Origin of the sequence: Paenibacillus kribbensis, from assembly GCF_002240415.1 — a bacterium.
In the GTDB taxonomy this organism is placed as follows: Bacteria; Bacillota; Bacilli; order Paenibacillales; family Paenibacillaceae; genus Paenibacillus; species Paenibacillus kribbensis.
In genome coordinates this window covers 687,501-711,311 of record NZ_CP020028.1, presented here as the reverse complement: position 1 = coordinate 711,311, position 23,811 = coordinate 687,501, and the positions used below count along the sequence as shown (strand labels likewise).

The window sequence follows — 23,811 nt, the reverse complement described above, 5'->3', positions numbered from 1 at the left end:
CTCCTCCAATGTTTATTTTAAAACGAGCTCTTCGAATTTTTCTTCTACCTTTTTTAAAAGAGGATTTTTAAGTCCAGCAGTTCTTAGTAACTTCCAACCTTGAACGAAATATTCCGTAGCTCGTAATTCTTCATAAGCCCATACAAGCTTACGTATTTGAAACTGTTCTGTAGATTCTACATGCTTCTTTAAGAAAACATTAGTTTTGGGTAATTTGGACAAGTTTTTCTCCAACACAATGGGGACATTTCCCCCTACAGTCCTAGCCACCTTTGCAACTGTTATTTTCTGTGGTTTAACACTTGCCTTGATTTCAACTACTGCCCTCTCAACTTCATTCAAGAAGGTTTCATCTCTTTGCTTCCAATCTATATTCTGACTTCTTATATTGCTCTTTATTTTGTATTTGTCCATTGTCCGAAACAGTCTTTCTTTATCATTACGATACAACCACATATAATCTTTAGGATTTAACTTGCGAATAGGAACTTGAGATGCTTTAGATCTCTTTAAGGATATTACGAATCGTTCCCAACGAATATTTTTTTGCAACGAAATATCCCTTCGATGTTGTTTTTCCAAGTGTATCATTAACAGATTACTCTGCCTCTTTACAGTACCAGGATCGACTCCCAGCATGGAAGCTCTAGCTCTTAAAGACAAGTTTAAGGTATTAAGTTCAGTCAACTTTCCTTTCCAGACATGTCCAAAATGTTTTATTCTCCCGATTGTAAATTGGTCCTTATAAGTGTTGTCTGGTCCACTTCTTGAGTATACAAAGCCACAATCGCAGCTAAATTCACCCACAGGTAATCCACTTTTAGAGCTGCGTGTTACTTTACACTGCTGTATAATTAACTCCCCATAATGTGCAGCTGCCTTATTCAAACACGGCCATGGCCCTTCGCCGAACGGTTTATGTCCCGAGGACAATGTCTTTTTATTGAAGTCGCATTCTAAAAATCTAATGGCCAACAGATGTCGTAACGGATGTGAGATGGTATCGGTTCCACGGAACAACTTATGCAACCATGTCTCACTATAGTTTCTATTTACTTCACATTGCATAAACTTCAAAAATTCGTTTCCATAGAACTGACAAAAACTTTCTATCAGCTGATTAAAACGAATACGACCACCAACCGTAATAAATCCTCTTCTATTAAGATGCTGTAAAAGTATAGTGTGATCATTAATAAAGGAATTTTCTAAACTTAATAAAACAGCGGATTGTTTAGCTACTGATACAAGATGATCCATCCAAGACGGATTAATAGACATCTTTTCATTCTTATCATTAAGAACTTCAGTTAAAGTTATAAACTCAAACTTTTTTGACCGAGTAGAATACTGAACCTTAGTTTTAAATAAAATCTCTCGGTGTTTAGGACACACCACTACTCCTGGAACTTGATGAGACCTATGCCAATAAGCTTCGTGATAATTTGAAACATCATCATGTATACAAAGCTCACAAAATTTCAAGCAATCAGGTTGTTTTACCTTGGATGCTGGAATACCCAATACAGAATGAACCATTCCCCAAGGAGAACCCTCAATCATATATCGTTTGATACGCTCTACCTCTATTTTCTTCAAAAAAGGAATGTAGTAAGGGAATAAAGTATGGTTTTGTATAAAAAAATCGACCGAATATAGATTATTTAGATTCTTCGATAAAATACCAAGATGACTAGGTAAATCAACCGTTGCACATACAACAGAATTTCCAAATAAATCGTATATCGTTTGTTTTTGAGCGTTGTTACCTGTTGTTATATGATACCTGGCAATTGCACTATAGAGCAGCTCATCTGGGTAGAGAGAGGGAAAATAGGCTAACAATATAATCATCCTTTCAGATCTTATACTATTAGCTTTTCCCTAAAACCTCTCGTTATACGATATCAAGTTATAAGTTTAGATATATTCTCTTCTGAAGGGATAACCCCCATATTTTCGAGATTTTCATAAATTTCTTCTATTCCAGTCTTACTGCTTTTAATTGCATTTCTTAAATCATCTCCCTCCAGATTTTTAGATCTGGAACTGCTCGTACTTTTTTTCTTGCTTGGTGTTATTTGAGACACACTAGAAGAGCGATCGTCTTTTATAACGGTATATAGTTTAATCTCTTCCAATACCTCTTTCCTTAATAACACTATATCCTTTTCGGATTCGTTACGAAGTATAACCCGCTCTGCTAATTCTTCTGCTATATCTGCTTCAGCTCCAAATTCAATTGCTGTTTTTATAAGTTTTAAATATTTATCCTTCTCAAGCTCAATTTTACCATTCCTCATCACATTAGAGCGTAGTTCTCCTTGCACACTAACCTTTTCAGTTGCTTTTATTAAGTATTGGTCCAATACATCCCACTTGGGATAAAGGTCATCAACGAGTAATCTTGACGAGGGATCGTTTCTTTTTAAAATTTTCAATAAAGGTTGTACGAGTTGCATGTGTTGGTTTGCAACCCCTTTCAAAAGACTAACCGTAATTTTTTCTTTTTCGCAACCACATGTGATGGCTTCCCATTGGGAAAGCATATATAGTTTGACTGCAATATCAACAATTCCCTGTGATAATTCATACATCACTTTTTTTAAATTGTCATTCAACTTTGTACTATTGACTGTCCATTGATATTTCCATAACTGTTCAATAAAATAGCTCCACTCTTCCCCATTCGTTAAACGATCCATAATTAAATCTCCTTGTCCCGTACTTCTACGAGCTTGGCTGAAGGTTCCTGAAAGTAGTTTCATTGCCTTAAATGTCCCAATAAGTACTACAGGAACTCCGATAGTATTAATTAATTGCGCAAAATAGTTAAGCATTCTCTCTGCTCCTCCACTTTTCATGAAACTCAAATTTTGAATTTCATCAATGACTAAAACTCCAAGCCCATGTAGAGTAGCAATGTGAGCCATAACAGGAATAAGAATGTCTACAGAAGAACCTTTAGAAACAAATTTTGAGAAATAATTTGTACCTAAGTGAGAGTCTACTGCTTGGAAGAAATTAAAACATAATCCCTTTAAGGATCCATCATAGGGGCAGTTTAGCTTAAGCCAAACTAATTGTTTTCTGATAAAAAGTTGCTCTTTATAATACGAATGCTCAATAACCTGTGGATAAAGCAGAAGAGAACTCTCAACCGCTGTCGTTTTTCCTTGCCCACTAACACCTAAAATTGCAAAACCTGACGCAGTCGAACGAATTCCTGCCAAGTTCATCCCTTCATGATTGACCCCACCCGCCAGAATATCCTTAAAACCAATATGATACTGTCTGATTGATTGGGGGGCAAACGGATTTCTTGCTTTGTAACCATGGCGGATAAGTCTAGACAGTCTTTGTTCCACCAATAAATGAACAGGTAAAGGTTCCACATAATCAGATATCTGTTGTATAAGATGCAATCTTATTTGCTTTCCTAACTTACGTTGGGATTCGTCATAATCTGGGTACCTGCCTATATTTATTGCGACATGCTCTTCTTCAAGAATAGGAGGCAGGGCTTCAATGAAAGGATTATTTTTATACCCAGTAATTATTTGTTCCAAGTAATTAGCCCTTTCTTGTCTACCAATAAGTCCTGGGGTATATTGATACATGACATTCAAGTTAATTTTTCTTTCCATCTTTATGTTCCCTTTCTGATTTTAGATAACATCTCTAATTTTGACCGTGGATTGTATTGAACTTTCGGCTCACTTTTCTCACCAGTTCCTAAATTTTCCTCTAAATTCACATCTTTTTTACCACCTAGTTTTCCAAGATCAAAACTCTGAATTTTACGTAATTTTTCCCGTTCCTCCAACCTGTTTAATCGGATATTTGCTTTACGTTTAGTTTTCGGTAGAGAGACATCACGCTGTACTTCAGCACGTTTTATGGCACGCTCTCTTATAAATTCTAATTTTGCACTTAGTGTAACCTCACCTTGAACTTTGGTAGACTTATAGAGATCTTTCTGAGAGCTCTCATAAAATTGCTTAGTCTTCACTTCTTCCAAGCTCAAATTGTAAAACCTTGATGATTTCTCATGCAGGCTACATTTTATGAATTCATGTCCATTTTCAACTTTTACATAGACATGATTCATGCATCGTCTGTCATAAGCAATAACCGTTTTAATTGATTTACCTTTAACGAACCATCCCTGGTTAGCCAGTTCATCACAAACATAGCACATTTTCTTAAAATGGATTCCTTCTCTATCAGCTGTCACTTCCTCCTCAGGTAAAACATTTAATCGCACTATTTCCGAATCAATTTCCTGTAAAAAATGATCGTGAGCAATTCCCCATTTCCATAGCTCTCGCGCGATTGGCATAACATTATCTTTAGAAAGAGCTTTATCTAAAGGGTAGTGTTCCATATAATGATAATTATTTCGGTATAAAATTGTTTCAATTACCATTTGGGTGAAATCTTTCAAAGTCAGTGTAGCATCAAGCACATAATCTGGGCCGCCACGCTTCTGGTATTCTTTTTTTATAGCTCCAGGCATCCATGGCTGTAATGTCATATTAAGCGTATGAAATTGCTGCTCAATGATACCTTTAAGATCAGCTCGATAAGGAGGCGTGTTTTTTATTTTTATACCTAGTGCTTTACCCAGTGAATCTGCACTCTTACTCTCCATCTCTCCCCGGTCAGCATAAAATTGTTGAGGCATATGATGACATGGCCAATCATCCTCACTAATTTCAATATCGTACTGTTCACAAAATTCTACTTTATTAACTGCTGTATTCTCGATGGCCATCATAGCTCCTTGCCATGAAGGTCCTTCGAGGCCAATGTAGATACCCACCACCATATGGCTCCAAACATCCACGACAATGTATACAACTGGTCTCCCAATAATTTGGTTAACATCATCCGAACTAACCAAATAAACATCAGCAACCGTAGCATCAATTTCAAAAATCTGCCCCGGTCCAGTGGCACGCCTTGTTTCTGATCCCAGTAATGGCCTAAAATCTCTGTCAAAGCTAGACTTTCCTTCGCGTGCCATTAGTTTTCTTCTACGTGTATAATGTGTTCGGATATGATACCGAAATTGTGAGATACTTGGAATTTTATGATCGGGTGGTATGATTGGAACTTCAACTTCTCCCACCATCTTTGTACCTATACTAAAACGTTCCTTGAGCATCTGAATATAGGTATACTTTACAGAGTCCCTCCTATTAATTCTTAAATATACTTTTGCTATAAACTCATCGAAAATTTTCCGAGTATCTTCGTCTACAAGGACCCCTGTAAATTGAGGATCAACCAAAGTTGTCATTCTCGGTCTCCCCATCTTCTTTAGTGGATTTTTTCTTTTATTAGGTCCTCCACAGTTTCTAAACCTTGGAAGCAATGCATTAACTTTCTTTCCACCAACCCAAAAATAGCGAAGATATTTATAAATAAATTTCTTTCCTTTATTCGTACGGACACACACATCCTTGATCATTTGGTATCGCTCTTTAGGATTATAAATGTTGGGTTCGAGCTCAACTATTTCTTTTATGCATTCCCATGCGTGATCCCTTATAGTTATCTCTTTGTCATTCAGTTTCTCTTCAGGAATCATAAACTTTGAGTAGGGATCATAAGTTAGTTTCACTAATCTTCCACTATTTAATTGTTCTATTAACTCTGAAAGAACTTTAACTTGTGGAAGAGCACTTACTTCTGTCATAGATATAGTTATAACAGAGTCTTTCTCAGCATTAATCCATAATATTCTTTCACATTCAGGAACTACTTTGTTTCCTGATGCATGTTGTACAATGTTATTTATAAAAATATTCAAAAAAGAATACCTCCCGTTGGAAACCTATTTTCTAGAATAATCATGGATTGTAGAGTAGGCTGTATTAGATGAGTCATATCCACTATCCAATAACGATTTGCTATTAAATATTTTACGATTTGCATGCAGTACCCACTTGGTAAACCAAATAATTCATCTTGTTCTCTTGTAACTTTCGCAAGTGGTTTTTCACTTTGCTGAATAGCATAATAGAGATTTTCTTCGAGACTATTTATATGGTGATTTGACAATTTATCGTTGTTTTTAGCATTATGAAGCCATTCGACATTCCTGACCAAATTGTAGTTTATCTGTCTTTCCGTAATAAGTGCCCACTCTATCTTTTGGTCTTTAAAAAACTCTTTTTCAATCTGTAATTTTTCTACAACTCGTTTTGTCAACTTGTTAGAGGGTTTGATAGAATGTGCAATAAATTTTATACTTTCTTCTTGTTTTACTGTAAGTAACATATCTGTAGTCATAATGATGGGAAGCTTATTCTTGGGGTCAGTTGGATGTTTAATGCCTAACTTTTGTGCAATATAGAGGGTTTTATCTAGGGGTAACAAAGGGAATTGTTCGCGAATATCAATCACTTGCTCTGACCACTCCATTTGGTAATGATGTGCCAATTCAAAGTGTTCAGACAGATAATGGTGAAGTCGGCCACTTTTCCAACCAAGAATTCGAGTAACTATCCCTATTGAAGGTACATCATGTACAGTCAACCAAGGTTTATATTCCGAAAAGTGGCCTTGACGCTGAATAGATGCTATAGAGTTACTTGATCGAATTTTACTCATTATTCACCTTCTTTTTTAGAACTAACTAAATTAAAATAAAGCTCAGTTATCTTTTTCTACTCCTAAGATATATTTTAGTTTTACTTCAAAATACAAATGTAGAATATAACAACTCACAGCTTTATACAATAGCAAAGCAATATTTTTTTGGATAAATTTCACTTCGTAGCCTATTCATAGGCTACTCGTAGGGTATGAATAGGCTATAATATGGACTATAAGTAGGGTAGGTATAATTAGTAAGCAGACGGGTCGGGTTAAAACCTATTTGATATTCTCAATAGAGGTGAACTCATGAATACTTTGGGACAGCGATGTAGAAATTTAAGACTACTCCATAAATGGACACAAGAGGAACTTGCTAATAAAATCGGGGTAACTAAACAGGTTGTTTCTAACTGGGAGCGAAATGTAGCACGGCCTGAAATTAACCATTTAATATCTTTAGCAAAGGTTTTTGATGTTACAACCGATTATTTACTTTGTATTGCTAATCAAATGACGTTCCCTTACTTTTTGGACTCAATTGATACAATTCATTCGGACCTTAATAACGAGAAAATCAAAAAATCCTTTGATCTTTTAGCAATTCTAAATTCTGGTTTTCAAATTGAATTAAATGGACAGGTATTAAAACAAGAAGATTTGAATCTAATCGGTAAAAATATTACCTTTTTAATGGAGCATTTTGTCTCTCCTTTAAAGAAAAGATATAGTAAATAGAAGATTCGAAGATTCTAGTACCCATTAGTTCGCTTAAAGAAGTAGCGCCTCACACTTCTTTTACAATTTAATTAACTTTGTGATAGCTGAAGTTCTACTTTTATGGATAATCCTTCAATATTTCCTTTGCAAGTTTCATTAGTTGAACACTCTGTAGATAGGTCTCTATATTAAGACCTTGTAATGATTCTTTTACCACCAATCTACATTCTTCATAATCTTCAAATTCATTTCTTATGTAAATTGATTTTAGATCAGTTGGGGTATATCTAATGCTGAGGTTCCAACCGCCTTCTTTCAAAGCTCTTTCAAACCATTTCTCACGTATGGCTCTTGAGCAAGTATAAAAAACTTGCTGAAAACAGATACCGTGGGGTGTTACAAAAGCAATATCAAATATGCTAAGTGAATTTAGTGACATTGAATTATTACACTCCTTTCTCTAATCATATTATAGTCACTGTTAATTTTTCTATACATAAAAGTAAAAAATAATCGGAATACGGATAATTTGTGACTTTTATGTACCAAAATTTAAATGAGTGTTTCTAAGACATATTATCAAGGAGCTCTTGGGAAAGATTAGTACCGAACAATCTTCAGTTTTATAAAATCAATAATTTCATCTCTATCTTCTTTAGTAAGTCCCCGAAACAAAGAAATAAGTTCTAATTCCTGAGCTTCAATGGCTAAATTAAAAATAGTGTTCTTTGATATAGGCGTATCTCCAAAGATTAACCACTCTATATGGGAATTGAAGTTTTCTTTAATTGCTATAATTATATCAAGAGAGGGTCTGTATTTATCTTGCTCCAGCTCACTCAACGTTCCTTGAGAAATTCCAATTATATTTGCAAACTTTATTTGATTTAAGTTGTTTGTTTTTCTAATCGTTCGAATTCGTTGGCCTATTGTAGACATAATTGCCTCCCTAAGCTAAAAAGATCCCGATATATCATCGGGATCTTTCTTGATGTTTGTAAATGACTAGTTCCAGACTTTTTTTACTGGTTCCACAGTTTTTTTATTGGTTCCATACATCTTTTACTGGTTCCACACTTTTTTATCACCAGACATTTAAATCAAGAATTACTAATCCTTATTCTACAGTGACACTTTTCGCCAGGTTGCGTGGTTTGTCAACATCATGCCCCAGTGCAAGGGAAGCGTAGTAAGCCAACAGTTGGAGAGCTACAACTGAAATGGCAGCCGACAGAATTGGAAGTGTCTTCGGAATTGCAAATACTTGATCCACGGATTTCAACAGCTCAACAGCATGCTCTTCATACGTGATTGCAAGCACGTCACCGCCACGAGCCTTGACTTCCTTAATATTGCTCACGGTTTTCTCCAACACGGATTCCTGTGTTACCAAAGCGATAACCGGAATACCGTCTTCAATCAATGCCAGTGTACCATGCTTCAATTCACCTGCAGCATAAGCCTCGGAATGAATGTAGGAGATTTCCTTGAGCTTCAAGGAGCCTTCTTGTACTACAGCATAGTCCTGACCACGTCCAATAAAGAACAGGTGCTTGTGGCTCGCAATTTGCTCAGCATAGGTTTTGATTGCATCTGCTTTACCCAGCATTTCTTCCACTTGCTCTGGCAGTGATTCCATAGCAGCCAATACATGAGCAACTTGCTCATCCGTTTGTGTGCCACGTACTTGAGCCAGATACAGACCAAACAGATAGAAAGCAATCAACTGCGAAGAGTATGCTTTGGTGGAGGCTACGGCAATTTCCGGTCCTGCCAGTGTAACCAGCACATCATCTGCATCACGGGCAATGGAGCTGCCAACTACGTTTGTAATCGCCAGTACATGAGCGCCATTTGCTTGTGCTTCACGCAATGCTGCCAACGTATCGGCAGTTTCACCGGATTGACTCACCACGATCACCAATGTGTCTGGTGTTACGATAGGGGAGCGGTAGCGATACTCGGAAGCCACGTCATTTTCCACCGGAATACGAGCCAGACTTTCAATAACTGTACGACCAATCAAACCAGCATTGTAAGCTGTACCACAAGCAACGATTTGAATATTACGGATATTTTTAATTTGTTCTTCTGTCAGCTTCAGTTCAGGAAGAACAACTTTTTTAGTTTCTTTATCGATACGGCCCAACATAGTATCACGGTAAGCCTTAGGCTGCTCATGAATTTCTTTCAACATGAAATGCTCATAGCCGCCTTTTTCCGCTGTTACAGCATCCCATTCGACATGAATCATTTCCCGAGAAATAAATTGGCCTTCGATTGTCATTAATTCGACGGCATCACTGGTCAAAACAGCCATTTCGCCATCGTTCAAAATAAATACATTGCGTGTATATTTCAGAATAGCCGGAATGTCGGAACCGATAAAGTTCTCGCCTTCTCCCACACCGATAACCAGCGGACTCGCTTGACGAACAGCTACCAGCTTGTTAGGTTCATGTTCTGTCAGCACACCCAGTGCAAAAGCACCGCGCATAAAGGTAATTGCTTTTTGTACCGCTTTAACGATATCTCCTTTATATTCACGCGCAATCAGATGGGAAATAATTTCAGTATCCGTTTCGGAAATAAAGGTATGACCTTCGCTGATCAGCTCTTCCTTCAGTTCCAGATAGTTCTCAATAATCCCGTTGTGAACAACAGAGAACTTTTGGCTCTCATCCATATGTGGATGGGAGTTTTCATCTGAAGGCTTACCGTGCGTTGCCCAACGTGTATGCCCGATACCTGCATGGCCCAACAATGGCGCACCATCCAGCTTTGCTTCCAAATTCGCCAGACGACCTTTAGCCTTGGCTATTTGCAGTCCTGAATCTGTAAACACGGCAATACCCGCAGAGTCATAGCCGCGGTATTCCAGCTTTTTCAATCCGTCAATCAATACCTCTTGCGTATTCTGATCACCAATATATCCTACAATGCCACACATATTCGTTATCCTCCCGATCATCATTTCACAGGACGACCCATCACAGGACTAACGTGTGCGGTAGATTGAGGAATAAAGTTCATTCATCTATGAAGTTGTCAATGATAACTATAAAAATTACAGGCATCTCTTCACGAATGCAACGAAATTCCCGAACCGCGCACGCCAATGATGATGGCCGCACATTCATGAAATGAATCTTATAATTTAGGTTATAAAATATAATGGCATCTACCGGTGCGTTGTGTAAACAGTTGCCTGTTCATTTTCCGCTGCCGGTTTGCGGCTTAATGCTTCACCGGAAGGTCCCCGCCGAATGTTTCGAACACCTTCACCTCGTCAGCTTGCTTTGTCGTGAACTGATTTGCGTGCAACATCATCTTGACTGATGCATTGCTTACCTACCAGGTTCCCCCGCACAAAGTCAAGCTCTGGCGCTTGTTTTACGTTACCTCACAACCCTCGCTTTCTCTATCTGAGTCACAGCATTCCTATATTATATTCAGCCCTGTAACATTTGGCAATAACACTTTATTCATATTTACTGATACAGGTTAAGATTCAATGGCAGTTATATAACCGCAAACGCAGTTGCCTGCTTCTATTCAACAGGCAACTGACGTTTACAAAATTTTAAACTAATTCTTTTTTGACCACATCTACGATCTGTCCGACAAATTGCTCCAGTTCACCCTTGTCCGGGCCTTCTGCCATCACACGAATAAGCGATTCTGTCCCCGATGCACGGACCAGTACACGCCCATTATCCCCTAATTGCTGTTCTACCTGCTCAATCGCTTCTGCAATAGCAGGATTCCCCTCGTAATTGCGTTTATCCTGTACACGCACATTAACCAGCACTTGCGGGTACTGCTTCATGAGCGATTTCAGCTCACTCATCTTTTTGCCGGAAGCTTTCAGGGTATCTACCAGCTGAATCCCGGTCAGCATGCCATCTCCTGTCGTATTATGATCCAGGAAAATAACATGGCCAGACTGCTCGCCGCCCAGATTAAAGCCGCCCCGGCGCATTTCCTCCATTACATAACGATCTCCGACCGCAGTCTTTGCAGTCTTGAGTGCCAGCTTTTCCGTAGCCTTATAAAAACCGATATTACTCATTACGGTTGATACAATGGTGCTGTCCTTAAGCTTTCCAGCGCGGTTCATGGCATCCCCGCAAATGCAAAGGATATAGTCGCCGTCTACCTCTTCCCCGTTCTCATCAATTGCGATCAGACGGTCAGCATCGCCATCAAAGGCCAGACCAATATCCGCTTTCAAACGGAGTACTTCCTCCTTCAGCTTTTCCGGATGAGTCGAGCCGCAATGATCATTGATATTCAGCCCATTGGGCTCCGCACCAATCGTGTGTACTTCCGCTCCCAATTCCGTAAAAAGCTTCGGCGCCAGCTCATAAGCTGCTCCGTTTGCACAATCCAGTACAATTTTGAGTCCTTCAAAGGAATGACTAATTGTTGTTTTCAAATATTCAAGGTAATCGTAGCGGGAATGCTCATCTACAACAACCATCCCCAATCCTCCACCAATCGGACGAGGCAGCTGGTCTTCTTTTGCATCCATCAATTCTTCGATTTTCAATTCTGTTTCATCTGTCAATTTGAACCCGTCGCCGCCAAAAAACTTAATTCCGTTGTCTTCCACCGGATTATGGGAGGCCGATATCATCACACCCGCGTCAGCTTTCAGTTGCCGTGTAAGATAAGCCACCCCCGGCGTCGAAACGATCCCCAGACGAACCACGTTAGCCCCAATAGACAGCAAACCGGCTACAAGCGCCGATTCCAACATCAGACCAGACACTCGTGTATCCATACCAATAACAACGGTTGGTTTCTCCACATTACCTGCTAAAACGTATCCGCCGCAGCGGCCAATGCTATATGCCAGCTCTGCTGTAAGCTCCTGATTAGCAACGCCTCGTACACCATCTGTACCAAAATATTTCCCCATGTTAAAATGACTCCCTTTTCTTGTCTAATAAATCTCGATTAATTACTACAGATAAAACATGTTATGGCTGACTGCTGTCCGGGGTTCCATTAGCAGAAGAATCTGCGCCGTTATGAGGACTTGTCTTATCCTCCGCAGCTGCATTCCCCCCGGAATTAGCATCAGGGTATCCGCTCTGACTGTTTTGCCCCTCCTGTGGCCTCTCCTGACCCTTGTCGCCACTACCGGAAGGATTTGATTCATTCTCACTACTTGGATTCGTTACAGCAGGCGTTGAAGGGCCCACAATGCTTACTGTTGCTTTTAGCTGATCGTTGCTCCCGGCTTGCGTAATATATTTAGGCAAGCCTAGCTGCAATGTAACCTCATGCTGACCAGCCGCAAGGCCACTTACGTCTGCCACCAGACTAATATCATCATTGGTTAAATTGCTTACCATATCCTGCGGTCCCCTCACAGTAACATCCATCGTCTTGCTAGTGGGCGCTATAATGGTCGCAGTAGTTCCATCCCCTGTACCCTGTAAAACGATTGGAATGCCAGTGAGCGTCCGTTCCGTATCTGTGACCTGATTGGAAGGAACAACCGTCACCTCAATTTGTATCGATCCTGGCTCGATTTTATCAGAACCAGCGGGCGCTGCCAAATTAGCTTGGACTGTACGAGTACCTGCTTCCGTAAATTGACTGAGATCCACTGTAGCCGTGACGTAGGAGCTAAGGCTGCTCAATACATTCTGCGATGCATATACGGCCGCTTCCTTCACGTTTGCATTTACCTTGGAAAGTGCCAATCCGTCTGGCAAATCTCCCGAATAGACGATCTTAACAGGCACAGACTTTGCCTGCTGTGTTACCGGAATCTCGACGGACACTGTAGATGGCTCGATAACCGCTCCTGTAAGCTCCTGCCCCTTTTTGTTATAAGCCTTCAGTTTTACACGCTTCTGCTCGAATTTCTCAGTGATGCCATCCGTATCGACGGCCCCTTGCACTGCAGTTACGGTACTCAACTGACTCTTGGGTAAGGTCACCTGCACAGTTTGAGGAGTAATCACAGGCTTGCCAAGCTGCAAACCAGCATCCGGGCTGCCTTTGGGCACAATAGAAACATTAAAAGATTTCGTTTGCTTTTCCTCTATTGTTACTGTAACACGATTTGGAGTCATAGATACCAATTCTACCCCATTCGGTAAATCCGGTTCGAGTGCCAATGTTCGAGTACCTGCGCCCAGACCGCTTAAATTTAATTTTGCCTTATAATTATCCGCAAAAAAAGAAGTCAGCACAGAGCGCTGTCCTCTGACCTCCATCCTTACATGGTCAGTATCCATAGTAGACAACACATATTTGGACTCATCCAGACCACTGGCCTGAATGGCCACATTATCAATCACCTTATTATCATAAGAAACGGTCAGCGTAGATGAAGGTGTGCCTGTATCCAGATGAACCATTCCCCACAGCATCACGGCAACGGCCAGCGCCAATATTTTGGAAATCGTATTATTGTTAATCCATTTGTCCATCATGAATTTCCACGGCCTCCCCTCCGATTCCAGAATGAGCCGCGTTTTTCCTTCAAAGATGGTGTTGGCCGCAGCTCCTCATACAGCTTGGAAATTAAGGATTCTTCCTTAATGTCACGCACGACCTGTCCATTAATAGCCAAAGAAATTTGCCCTGTTTCCTCCGATACCACGACAGTTACGGCATCAGTTACCTCGCTCACCCCAATCGCAGCCCGGTGACGAGTTCCCAGTTCCTTGCTGATGAACGGATTTTCCGACAACGGTAAATAACAAGCTGCAGAAGCAATCTGCTTATTTTGAATAATCACCGCACCATCATGCAGAGGCGTGTTTGGGATAAAGATATTAATTAGCAGCTCAGAACTGACCACTGCCTGTGTCTTGATACCTGACTCCGTATATTCGTTCAACCCTGTCTCGCGCTCAAATACAACCAAAGCTCCTATTTTTCTACGAGATAAATAATTCAGCGCCTTAATCATTTCCCCAATTAACTTGTTAATCTCCTCATCATCCGCAGACGAACGCCCAAATAATTTGCCTCGCCCCAACTGTTCCAGAGCACGACGCAACTCAGGCTGAAAAATAATAAAAATAGCCACCACACCAAAAGTGAACATCTGATTCATCAACCACTTGAGCGTGTACAAATCAAACCAAGTGCTAATTGCCCAAATGACGACCAGAAACAGTATGCCTTTCAACAATTGAACTGCACGCGTTCCGCGAACAAGTAAAATAAGCTGATACATAATATAGGTAACGATCAAAATGTCGATAATATCTTTAATGGACTCTTTCCAAGTCAGGTCCGCAAAATAATCCAACATGCGCATGCCCCCGCAATTTTCTGTAGTGAGTGGGTGTAGTATGTACACAGTATGCTCTCTCTATCTAGGTTATAACGATAAGGCTCGCGTTGCAAGCTGCGCGACAAAAGAACCGCTAAAATCAGTAAAATACAGTACAATTCGCCAGCTTCATATACAAAAGAACGCCTTTTCCAGCGGAAAGAGGCGCTCGATATCGTTTTTGCCATTTCAAACTTCTTTTATGGAGAAGACGGGCCCCCAAACAAATCGGAAACTTTATACCAAATCCAATCCAAGGTTTGATCAATACTTTTGACCTGTCCTGCAATATGAGCTGTGGACGCTTGATAGTAGGAACCGTCAATCACAGTTACATTTCCTTCCACATCGCCGTATACCCGAGCCTTGCCATTTTGTACTGTCAAATCTCCGGCAATGGATTTCCCCTCAGGCACAATCACTGTATCGCCTTGAATAACGACTTGATCCAGATTGTTGCCTTTGACTACCAATTGATTATCCGTGCTTGAAAAGCTGGCCATACTTGAACATACAACAATAAGAAAGAAGGCAGCAGCTGTTACGGCGGGATGCCTTTTCACCCAAGACAGCATAGGAGCCACGGTCTGTCTTTTATGTGGCGGCAAAGCATTCATAATGCGAAATGTCAGCTCATCCGATACACACGGCACTTGATAATGGCGTGTACCATAAAGCATCGCATCCGTCCGCTCAAGCTCTTTAAAACGCATGCGACATTCCGGGCAGTCTAACAAGTGTTGCTCCAACTCATGTTTATCCCGCTCAGACAGGTCGCCATCCAGATAGTCATGCATAAAAGAGATGGCTAGTTTGCAATCCATATGAGCCAATCCTTTCTAGTATTCTTCCGTGTTTCTCAACATAACATGCTCCTTCTTAGAGCTTTACTCTTCTTACATACGTTATAGCGAGTATTATGTTTCATAAAAAACATCTATACAGATACTTCCCAAGTACTTAAGCATATGATTTACAGCTTGTGCTCCAATTTTTTTCGTAGAAAATCCCGGCCTCTATGAACCCTCGTTTTAATTGTAGTCACGGGAATATTAAGCACATCACTAATTTCCTGCAAGGAAAGCTCCTGCAAGTACCGCAACACCATAATCGTCCTGTATTTGTCTGGAAGACTGTCAATGGCATCATGAATCAAGGCCTGTGTCTCGGACAACAACGTACGCCCCTCAGGGGTAAGCTCTTCGCTAGCGAGCATAGCATACCCATCGACACCTTCCTGATCAGTCATTTCAGCATCAAGTGAGTATGTAGGTTTTCTCCTTCGCAGACGATCAATACATAGATTTGTAGCAATCCTGTAAATCCAGGTCGAGAACTTCTGTCCATGGTCATACTTCTCCAAATTGCGATACACACGCAAAAAAGTTTCCTGCACCAGATCCTCCGCCTCATGGCGATTACCAAGCATCCGGTAGGAAAGATGAAAAATTCGATCTTTATATAACTCGACTAGCTCCGCAAAAGCCCGCTGATCACCTTTCTGTACCAGCCTAACCAAGCGGCTTTCCATATTATCCACTCTATACTCCCCCAGACTTGCTGATGGGTTACCTATTGCATATTTATGATTATTCATCGTAGTTTAATTTTATCCGAAAATCAACTATAGTATTGACACCATCTGAACACTCTTCTGTCATATTTTATTCACACAGCACAATCGGGCACTCTATAAGCGCCCGATCATCTGTATTCATACAGCCAAGCTGTATCAGCCTGTGTTCCTTAATCCCGCGGCAATTCCGTTAATGGTCAATAATACCTCACGCAACAGCTCAGCATCATCTCCATTTTGATCACGCAGCTCCCGTAGCTCGCTAAGCAACTGAACCTGCAGATAACTTAACGGATCGACATAAGGATTACGTAACCTGATTGATTCCTGAATCACCGGCACGTCGTCCAAAATCTCGGATTGTCCGGTTATTTTCAAAATCAGCTCGGATGTAAGCTTGAACTCCTCTGAAATCTGTCCGAAAATACGCTCTCTTGCCTCTTCATTATCGGACATTCCCGCATATTCCTCGGCAATCAGCAAATCCGCTTTGGCAATCGCCATTTGCAGCGTATCAATAAGGGACCGGAAGAAAGCCGAGTCCCTAAACATCGTTTGCAGTACCTTGAGATTATCCTCATTGTTCTGATAAAAGCTTTGCAGACCTGTTCCAGCCGCATACCATGCAGGTAACAAGTAGCGACTTTGTGTCCATGCAAAAACCCATGGAATGGCGCGCAAGTCCTCAAAACGCTCGCTGTTCTTACGCTTCGACGGACGTGATCCAATATTCAGCTCGCCCACCTCAGGCAACGGCGTCGATTCTTTGAAGAAAGCGAAGAAATCCGGATCTCGGAAAATCAAATCCTGATACTTCTTCAGGGATACCTCGGAAATACGGGCAATGATCTCCTCCCAGCTTTCCTCAAACACTTCCTTCTGCCCGGAGCGATGATACGCAGCAGCCGTAATCAAGGCTGAGGTCGCCTGCTCAAGACTCCGATAAGCAATGCCTTTGAGCGAGTATCGGGATGAGAGCACTTCACCCTGCTCCGTAATCTTGATCCCGCCTCCAATCGTATGAGGAGGCTGAGCCAGGATGCTGCGGTTAAGCGGCATTCCTCCGCGGCCCAGTGCTCCACCACGACCGTGAAAGAACTTCACTTTTACGCCAAACTCATTAACCACTTCTGTAATGCTGTTCATCGCGACCCGAAGCTCCCAGTTGGCCGTAACCACCCCGCCATCCTTGTTACTGTCCGAGTAGCCCAGCATGATTTCCTGAAGCTGATCCATTGCGGCTACAGATTGTCGATATACAGGCAAGTTCAACAATCTTCTCATAATACTTGGTGCAGCATGCAGATCGTCTATCGTTTCAAACAAAGGAACGGATTGCAGTGTACATATGACAGTACCATCCTTTTCGATGCGGAACAGTCCCACTTCTTTGGCTAGCACCATAACCTCCAGCAAGTCACTGGCTCCCTGAGTCATACTGATGAGGTAGCTTGTAATGGACTGCTTGCCAAATTCCTTCTGAGCCATATATATCGTGCGATATACGTCAAGACATTCCTGCGTGTTATCGCTATATTTTAAATACGGCGAAGTAATTGGACGGGGTTCGTTCAACAGCTTTTCCAGCAGATCTATCTTTTCTTCCTCCGGCAACTTACCGTAATCTGACACGATATTCATTTTGGAAAGAATCTCAGTCATCGCATTTTCATGCTCCTGACTATGCTGTCGTACATCCAGTGTAGCTGTATGGAATCCGAATAGCTCTACCTGGCGAATCATCTTTTGAATATACGTATCTGCCACATAATCCGCAAAATGATGACGCAAACTGTTATCAATAACATTCAGGTCTGCAATAAGCTCTTCAGCAGTGCTATAACGTTCCCTGGTGTCCTGTTTATTTTCATCCAAAATGTTATTCACCTTGGCAATCATATATGCGAGTTTAATCCGATAAGGCTCTTTTTCGTTATGCCATACTTCCATCTTTTTGAGCGTAATATGTGAACGATCTTCTTCAATAGAAGCCAGCAGATCATCTGAAACGCGCACAATGCTAGTGCTAAAGCTCAAGTATCCCATAAGTTCTTTCAGTGTGTGCTGATATTCTCTCAGAGCCAGCTTGCGTTGCATACGTAACGTTTCCCAAGTTACATGAGATGTCACAGACGGATTGCCGTCTCGGTCCCCACCAATCCAGGAGCCAAATCTCAGGTAGGTTGGAATGTGCCATTTTTGCTCGGGATAATATTTGCTTAAACATCGTTCCAATTCTTGGTATACATCCGGCAATACATGAAACAAAGTCTCATGAAAATAATACATCCCATTTCTTACTTCATCTAATACAGTTGGCTTGCGGTCACGCAGCTCATCTGTCTGCCACAGTGTAATTACTTCATTCAGCAGATTCTCCCGCACCTGTTCCCGCTCGCGCAAGGTAAGCATCGGATTGTCCAGCAGCATGACATCCTCAGAAATCCGCTTATGAATATCCAGAATTACCCGTCGTGTTGCCTCTGTAGGATGTGCGGTCATAACCAGTTCCAGAGAGAGCTCTTTCAGCATATTACTGACGTCCTCGGCAGAGAATCCCCCTTGCTTAAGCTCCTGAACGGAACTTTCAATAGAGCCGCGTTGAACATCTTCACCAGCGGAATGCTCATAATCCCGCTTACGACGAATACGATGATTTTGCTCAGCGATATTCACCAACTGAAAATAAATCGCAAACGCGCGAATAACCTGGTGACGAATATCCGTATCCAGTCCGCTGACCATTTGTTTGAAATTCTCGTACAACTCCGGCTGATACCCGGCACGTAACGATTTACTTGTCTCACGTATTTTTTCCACGATATCCAAAAGTTCGTTGCCACCCTGATGAACCAAAACCTCACCAAGAATATTTCCTAGAAAACGAACGTCCCGCCGCAGCAGATTATTGGATTGGTTTTTGTTTGCGGTTAACGTAAGCTCGGTCATGCTTTTCCCCCCATCTGATCTGTTCCACACCATATACAGTCTTGTTGCAAAGGTACGTATACACACGAAATTTGACACTTTCTTAACATCATACAATAAAAACGTATGAAAAGCTGCAAAATTTACAGTAAAAAATCATGTATTTTAAATACTTTTTTTGAGAATATATTGGTTTTTTATGCATTAAAATGAAATTAGATGAACTTAGTTAAGAGTATCCAAAGAATTTCATGAAAATTTATACACAATTCTTATAGGCAGTGTGATTTCCAAAACAAAAATTCATGCATCATTATGTGTACATGTTTATGATTTGTTGACAATATGAAGCTAATCAAGCTTCTATCCACAAAGATATACACAAAACTTGTCACCGATCAATAATATAGATGTGTTTTTCATCCAATAATCTGCTATTACCCACATAAAAAGAAGATAATGTGTACAACTGGACAGTAACTTTTGAGTTATCACCATAAATTCATACCGTTAGCAGTCATAGGATTCCTATTTATAAGGGATTTGATCAGGAAATTAGTCTTACTACAGGAGAAAGATATATATTGGAGGACAAACTCGGGTTCTAGGCGTTACATTAACATGAGCCTATTTACAATATGCACAAGTCATCCCCAACTGTGCATGAAAGAGATACATTGGCAAAGAACTCTAAACAACAAAGTGGGTATAATGTGGACAAAATAAAAAGAAGCCTTTCGGCTTCTAGGTAATCATTAAGCGGGTGATGGGAATCGAACCCACGCTATCAGCTTGGAAGGCTGAAGTTCTACCATTGAACTACACCCGCAAAACAGTATCGGGATGACACGATTTGAACATGCGACCCCCTGGTCCCAAACCAGGTGCTCTACCAAGCTGAGCTACATCCCGATATTATAGATTTTGTAAAGATGGCGCGCCCTGAGAGATTCGAACTCCCGGCCTTTTGATTCGTAGTCAAACGCTCTATCCAGCTGAGCTAAGGGCGCAAATATGGAGCGGACGACGGGAATCGAACCCGCGACCCTCGCCTTGGCAAGGCGATGCTCTACCGCTGAGCCACGTCCGCAAAAACAATATGCGCGTGAAGGGACTCGAACCCCCACGTCAAAGACGCTAGATCCTAAGTCTAGTGCGTCTGCCAATTCCGCCACACGCGCATATAATGTAATGGTGAGCCATGAAGGACTCGAACCTTCGACACCCTGATTAAAAGTCAGGTGCTCTACCAACTGAGCTAATGGCTCTCAATGGCTGGGGATATAGGATTTGAACCTATGCATGACGGAGTCAAAGTCCGTTGCCTTACCGCTTGGCTAATCCCCAATATGCATATGATTCACAATTCCCCAACTTTTCATCCTTTTATTCGGATAAAAATGGTGGAGGCTGAGGGGATCGAACCCCCGACCCTCTGCTTGTAAGGCAGATGCTCTCCCAGCTGAGCTAAGCCTCCGTACTACTTATGACCCGTAGGGGATTCGAACCCCTGTTACCTCCGTGAAAGGGAGGTGTCTTAACCCCTTGACCAACGGGCCATCCTACAACAAGCTCTCAACCGGGATCGAACCGGTGACCTCATCCTTACCATGGATGCACTCTACCTACTGAGCTATGAGAGCAAATGGCTCCCCGAACAGGACTCGAACCTGTGACAACTCGATTAACAGTCGAGTGCTCTACCAACTGAGCTATCAGGGAATAATAATTATAAAGCTTGCTTGGCGGCGTCCTACTCTCCCAGGACCCTGCGGTCCAAGTACCATCGGCGCTGGAGGGCTTAACGGTCGTGTTCGGGATGGGTACGTGTGGAACCCCTCCGCTATCGCCACCAAACATGAATTTGCCTCGCAAATTCTTCCGTATTGAAACTCCGTTCATCACAGCCGTGTGAATGAATTTTAATGCGTTTTTCGTATGCACTTGTACATACTTTCAAGGTGTTACACCCTGAAAACTGGATCCGAAACTCCATTGCGTTTATCTTTAGGATAAGCCCTCGACCGATTAGTATTGGTCAGCTCCATGCATTACTGCACTTCCACCCCCAACCTATCTACCTCGTCGTCTTCAAGGGGTCTTACGTATTGGGAAATCTCATCTTGAGGGGGGCTTCACGCTTAGATGCTTTCAGCGCTTATCCCTTCCGTACATAGCTACCCAGCTGTGCTTCTGGCGAAACAACTGGTACACCAGCGGTACGTCCATCCCGGTCCTCTCGTACTAAGGACAGCTCCTCTCAAATTTCCTACGCCCACGACAGATAGGGACCGAACTGTCTCACGACGTTCTGAACCCAGCTCGCGTACCGCTTTAATGGGCGAACAGCCCAACCCTTGGGACCTACTTCAGCCCCAGGATGCGATGAGCCGACATCGAGGTGCCAAACCTCCCCGTCGATGTGGACTCTTGGGGGAGATAAGCCTGTTATCCCCAGGGTAGCTTTTATCCGTTGAGCGATGGCCCTTCCATGCGGTACCACCGGATCACTAAGCCCGACTTTCGTCCCTGCTCGACTTGTAGGTCTCGCAGTCAAGCTCCCTTCTGCCTTTGCACTCTTCGAATGATTTCCAACCATTCTGAGGGAACCTTGGGGCGCCTCCGTTACTCTTTAGGAGGCGACCGCCCCAGTCAAACTGCCCACCTGACACTGTCCTCGTACCGGCTTACGGTACCAAGTTAGAACCTAGATACGATCAGGGTGGTATCCCAAGGATGCCTCCCCTCAAGCTGGCGCTCAAGGCTCGACGGCTCCCACCTATCCTGTACAGATCGTACCCAAATTCAATATCAAGCTGCAGTAAAGCTCCATGGGGTCTTTCCGTCTTGTCGCGGGTAACCTGCATCTTCACAGGTATTAAAATTTCACCGGATCTCTCGTTGAGACAGCGCCCAAGTCGTTACGCCATTCGTGCGGGTCAGAATTTACCTGACAAGGAATTTCGCTACCTTAGGACCGTTATAGTTACGGCCGCCGTTTACTGGGGCTTCGGTTCATAGCTTCGCCCGAAGGCTTACCACTCCCCTTAACCTTCCAGCACCGGGCAGGCGTCAGCCCGTATACTTCGCCTTGCGGCTTCGCACAGACCTGTGTTTTTGCTAAACAGTCGCTTGGGCCTTTTCACTGCGGCCCCCTCGGGCTATTCACCCTACCGAGGCACCCCTTCTCCCGAAGTTACGGGGTCATTTTGCCGAGTTCCTTAACGAGAGTTCTTCCGCGCGCCTTAGAATTCTCTTCTCGCCTACCTGTGTCGGTTTGCGGTACGGGCACCTTCTCCTGGCTAGAGGCTTTTCTTGGCAGTCTGAGATCATGACCTTCGCTACTGCAATTTTCGCTCCCCATCACAGCCCAGCCTTATGATGTGCGGATTTGCCTACACACCAGCCTCACTGCTTGGACGGACATCCATCAGTCCGCGTCACTACCCTACTGCGTCACCCCATCGCTCATAGCGGATTACGGTGGTACAGGAATTTCCACCTGTTGTCCTTCGACTACGCCTATCGGCCTCGCCTTAGGTCCCGACTTACCCTGAGCGGACGAACCTTCCTCAGGAACCCTTAGGCTTTCGGCGGATCTGATTCTCACAGATCTTTTCGTTACTCATACCGGCATTCTCACTTGAATGCAGTCCAGCGCTCCTTTCGGTACACCTTCAACCCGCATTCAACGCTCCCCTACCCCTGATGCAAAGCATCAAGCCATAGCTTCGGTGGTGTGTTTAGCCCCGTTACATTTTCGGCGCAGAGTCACTCGACCAGTGAGCTATTACGCACTCTTTCAATGGTGGCTGCTTCTAAGCCAACATCCTGGTTGTCTGTGCAACTCCACATCCTTTCCCACTTAACACACACTTGGGGACCTTAGCTGATGGTCTGGGCTGTTTCCCTTTTGACAATGGATCTTAGCACTCACTGTCTGACTCCCGGAAGTAAGTCTATGGCATTCGGAGTTTGACTGAGCTTGGTAACCCTTGCGGGCCCCGCACCCAATCAGTGCTCTACCTCCACGACTCTATTTTCCGAGGCTAGCCCTAAAGCTATTTCGGGGAGAACCAGCTATCTCCGGGTTCGATTGGAATTTCTCCGCTACCCCCACCTCATCCCCGCATTTTTCAACATGCGTGGGTTCGGGCCTCCAGTGCGTGTTACCGCACCTTCACCCTGGACAGGGGTAGATCACCCGGTTTCGGGTCTACGTCCACGTACTCATTCGCCCTATTCAGACTCGCTTTCGCTGCGGCTTCAGCTCTTCACCTTAACCTTGCACGGGAACGTAACTCGCCGGTTCATTCTACAAAAGGCACGCCATCACCCCTAAATTGGGCTTTGACTTCTTGTAAGCACACGGTTTCAGGATCTATTTCACTCCCCTTCCGGGGTGCTTTTCACCTTTCCCTCACGGTACTGCTTCACTATCGGTCGCCAGGGAGTATTTAGCCTTGGCAGATGGTCCTGCCGGATTCATACGGGGTTTCACGTGCCCCGCACTACTCGGGATCCGTCTCGGAGGGAACAGGTTTTGAACTACAGGGCTTTTACCTTCTCTGGCGGGCCTTTCCAGACCTCTTCATCTAACCGGTTCCTTTGTAACTCCATGTGAGACGTCCCACAACCCCAGGGAGCAAGCTCCCTGGTTTGGGCTAATCCGCGT

At 42.8% G+C, this 23,811-nt stretch carries 14 protein-coding genes, 11 tRNA genes and 2 rRNA genes (1 of these 27 cut by a window edge); 1 reads left to right on the top strand and 26 read right to left on the bottom strand.

The genetic code is table 11. The features are described from left to right. Positions 1-12: 12 nt before the first annotated feature. The 4 genes from B4V02_RS03220 to B4V02_RS25795 all read right to left on the bottom strand — a co-directional run bounded on the left by B4V02_RS03220 (position 13) and on the right by B4V02_RS25795 (position 6,621). Positions 13-1,845, bottom strand: coding sequence for a TnsD family Tn7-like transposition protein (locus tag B4V02_RS03220; RefSeq protein WP_167383740.1), 1,833 nt, complete (start codon positions 1,843-1,845; stop codon positions 13-15). 62 nt (positions 1,846-1,907) lie between these two features. After that, the gene (locus B4V02_RS03215; RefSeq protein ID WP_094153707.1) at positions 1,908-3,647 is read right to left on the bottom strand and encodes an ATP-binding protein; all 1,740 of its coding nucleotides are present in this window, start codon (positions 3,645-3,647) and stop codon (positions 1,908-1,910) included. Positions 3,648-3,649: 2 nt separating this feature from the next. Continuing rightward, on the bottom strand, positions 3,650-5,818 hold the full coding sequence (locus tag B4V02_RS03210; protein ID WP_094153706.1) for a Mu transposase C-terminal domain-containing protein: 2,169 nt from the start codon (positions 5,816-5,818) through the stop codon (positions 3,650-3,652). Then, the gene (locus tag B4V02_RS25795; RefSeq protein ID WP_157739701.1) at positions 5,815-6,621 is read right to left on the bottom strand and encodes a TnsA endonuclease N-terminal domain-containing protein; all 807 of its coding nucleotides are present in this window, start codon (positions 6,619-6,621) and stop codon (positions 5,815-5,817) included. The genes B4V02_RS03210 and B4V02_RS25795 overlap by 4 nt, the downstream gene beginning before the upstream one ends. A gap of 294 nt (positions 6,622-6,915) precedes the next feature. On the opposite strand from B4V02_RS25795, the gene B4V02_RS26440 reads away from it, so the two are divergent. Beyond that, positions 6,916-7,344 carry a helix-turn-helix domain-containing protein gene (locus B4V02_RS26440; protein WP_244188441.1) on the top strand — a complete coding sequence of 143 codons (429 nt, stop codon included), beginning with the start codon at positions 6,916-6,918 and terminating at the stop codon, positions 7,342-7,344. 100 nt (positions 7,345-7,444) lie between these two features. On the opposite strand, the gene B4V02_RS03195 is transcribed toward B4V02_RS26440, so the two are convergent. From B4V02_RS03195 to B4V02_RS03090, 22 genes are all read right to left on the bottom strand, one after another. Then, the gene (locus tag B4V02_RS03195; RefSeq protein ID WP_094153705.1) at positions 7,445-7,765 is read right to left on the bottom strand and encodes a hypothetical protein; all 321 of its coding nucleotides are present in this window, start codon (positions 7,763-7,765) and stop codon (positions 7,445-7,447) included. A 161-nt stretch (positions 7,766-7,926) separates the two neighbouring features. Next, a complete protein-coding gene (locus B4V02_RS03190; RefSeq protein ID WP_094153704.1) occupies positions 7,927-8,265 on the bottom strand; it encodes a helix-turn-helix domain-containing protein in 339 nt (112 codons plus the stop codon). 178 nt (positions 8,266-8,443) lie between these two features. Continuing rightward, entirely contained in the window at positions 8,444-10,276 is a 1,833-nt protein-coding gene (glmS, locus tag B4V02_RS03185; RefSeq protein ID WP_094153703.1) for a glutamine--fructose-6-phosphate transaminase (isomerizing), read from the bottom strand. Between the two features lie 633 nt (positions 10,277-10,909). Then, entirely contained in the window at positions 10,910-12,250 is a 1,341-nt protein-coding gene (glmM, locus tag B4V02_RS03180) for a phosphoglucosamine mutase (RefSeq protein ID WP_094153702.1), read from the bottom strand. Between the two features lie 61 nt (positions 12,251-12,311). Next, positions 12,312-13,781 carry a CdaR family protein gene (locus tag B4V02_RS03175; protein ID WP_094153701.1) on the bottom strand — a complete coding sequence of 490 codons (1,470 nt, stop codon included), beginning with the start codon at positions 13,779-13,781 and terminating at the stop codon, positions 12,312-12,314. Beyond that, a complete protein-coding gene (cdaA, locus tag B4V02_RS03170) occupies positions 13,778-14,611 on the bottom strand; it encodes a diadenylate cyclase CdaA (RefSeq protein WP_007432541.1) in 834 nt (277 codons plus the stop codon). The genes B4V02_RS03175 and cdaA overlap by 4 nt, the downstream gene beginning before the upstream one ends. A 221-nt stretch (positions 14,612-14,832) precedes the next feature. After that, on the bottom strand, positions 14,833-15,456 hold the full coding sequence (locus B4V02_RS03165) for a zf-HC2 domain-containing protein (RefSeq protein ID WP_007432542.1): 624 nt from the start codon (positions 15,454-15,456) through the stop codon (positions 14,833-14,835). A gap of 149 nt (positions 15,457-15,605) precedes the next feature. Next, positions 15,606-16,172 (bottom strand): RNA polymerase sigma factor SigW, encoded by a 567-nt coding sequence (gene sigW, locus B4V02_RS03160; protein ID WP_007432543.1) that lies wholly within the window; start codon positions 16,170-16,172, stop codon positions 15,606-15,608. Between the two features lie 192 nt (positions 16,173-16,364). Beyond that, a complete protein-coding gene (gene ppc, locus B4V02_RS03155) occupies positions 16,365-19,157 on the bottom strand; it encodes a phosphoenolpyruvate carboxylase (protein ID WP_094153700.1) in 2,793 nt (930 codons plus the stop codon). Between the two features lie 737 nt (positions 19,158-19,894). Continuing rightward, positions 19,895-19,965, bottom strand: a tRNA-Gly gene (locus tag B4V02_RS03150). A 9-nt stretch (positions 19,966-19,974) separates the two neighbouring features. Beyond that, positions 19,975-20,048, bottom strand: a tRNA-Pro gene (locus B4V02_RS03145). A 21-nt stretch (positions 20,049-20,069) separates the two neighbouring features. Further along, positions 20,070-20,146, bottom strand: a tRNA-Arg gene (locus tag B4V02_RS03140). Positions 20,147-20,151: 5 nt separating this feature from the next. After that, positions 20,152-20,226 (bottom strand) — tRNA-Gly (locus tag B4V02_RS03135). Positions 20,227-20,236: 10 nt separating this feature from the next. Then, a tRNA-Leu gene (locus B4V02_RS03130) sits at positions 20,237-20,317 on the bottom strand. 11 nt (positions 20,318-20,328) lie between these two features. Beyond that, positions 20,329-20,404: transfer RNA gene (locus B4V02_RS03125), tRNA-Lys, on the bottom strand. 4 nt (positions 20,405-20,408) lie between these two features. Beyond that, positions 20,409-20,483 (bottom strand) — tRNA-Gln (locus B4V02_RS03120). A gap of 54 nt (positions 20,484-20,537) precedes the next feature. Continuing rightward, positions 20,538-20,613 (bottom strand) — tRNA-Val (locus tag B4V02_RS03115). A 10-nt stretch (positions 20,614-20,623) separates the two neighbouring features. Then, positions 20,624-20,695: transfer RNA gene (locus tag B4V02_RS03110), tRNA-Glu, on the bottom strand. An 11-nt stretch (positions 20,696-20,706) separates the two neighbouring features. Beyond that, positions 20,707-20,779, bottom strand: a tRNA-Thr gene (locus B4V02_RS03105). 3 nt (positions 20,780-20,782) lie between these two features. Beyond that, a tRNA-Asn gene (locus B4V02_RS03100) sits at positions 20,783-20,858 on the bottom strand. Between the two features lie 18 nt (positions 20,859-20,876). Continuing rightward, positions 20,877-20,993, bottom strand: a 5S ribosomal RNA gene (rrf, locus tag B4V02_RS03095). Between the two features lie 151 nt (positions 20,994-21,144). Further along, positions 21,145-23,811: ribosomal RNA gene (locus B4V02_RS03090) — 23S ribosomal RNA — on the bottom strand; it runs 259 nt beyond the window's last position.

Coding starts and splice junctions, on each gene's coding strand:
- B4V02_RS03215 (WP_094153707.1), bottom strand. CDS start 3,647: ATGGAAAGAAAAATTAACTTGAATGTCATGTATCAATATACCCCAGGA.
- B4V02_RS25795 (WP_157739701.1), bottom strand. CDS start 6,621: ATGAGTAAAATTCGATCAAGTAACTCTATAGCATCTATTCAGCGTCAA.
- B4V02_RS26440 (WP_244188441.1), top strand. CDS start 6,916: ATGAATACTTTGGGACAGCGATGTAGAAATTTAAGACTACTCCATAAA.
- B4V02_RS03195 (WP_094153705.1), bottom strand. CDS start 7,765: ATGTCACTAAATTCACTTAGCATATTTGATATTGCTTTTGTAACACCC.
- B4V02_RS03190 (WP_094153704.1), bottom strand. CDS start 8,265: ATGTCTACAATAGGCCAACGAATTCGAACGATTAGAAAAACAAACAAC.
- glmS (WP_094153703.1), bottom strand. CDS start 10,276: ATGTGTGGCATTGTAGGATATATTGGTGATCAGAATACGCAAGAGGTA.
- glmM (WP_094153702.1), bottom strand. CDS start 12,250: ATGGGGAAATATTTTGGTACAGATGGTGTACGAGGCGTTGCTAATCAG.
- B4V02_RS03175 (WP_094153701.1), bottom strand. CDS start 13,781: ATGATGGACAAATGGATTAACAATAATACGATTTCCAAAATATTGGCG.
- cdaA (WP_007432541.1), bottom strand. CDS start 14,611: ATGTTGGATTATTTTGCGGACCTGACTTGGAAAGAGTCCATTAAAGAT.
- B4V02_RS03165 (WP_007432542.1), bottom strand. CDS start 15,456: ATGGATTGCAAACTAGCCATCTCTTTTATGCATGACTATCTGGATGGC.
- ppc (WP_094153700.1), bottom strand. CDS start 19,157: ATGACCGAGCTTACGTTAACCGCAAACAAAAACCAATCCAATAATCTG.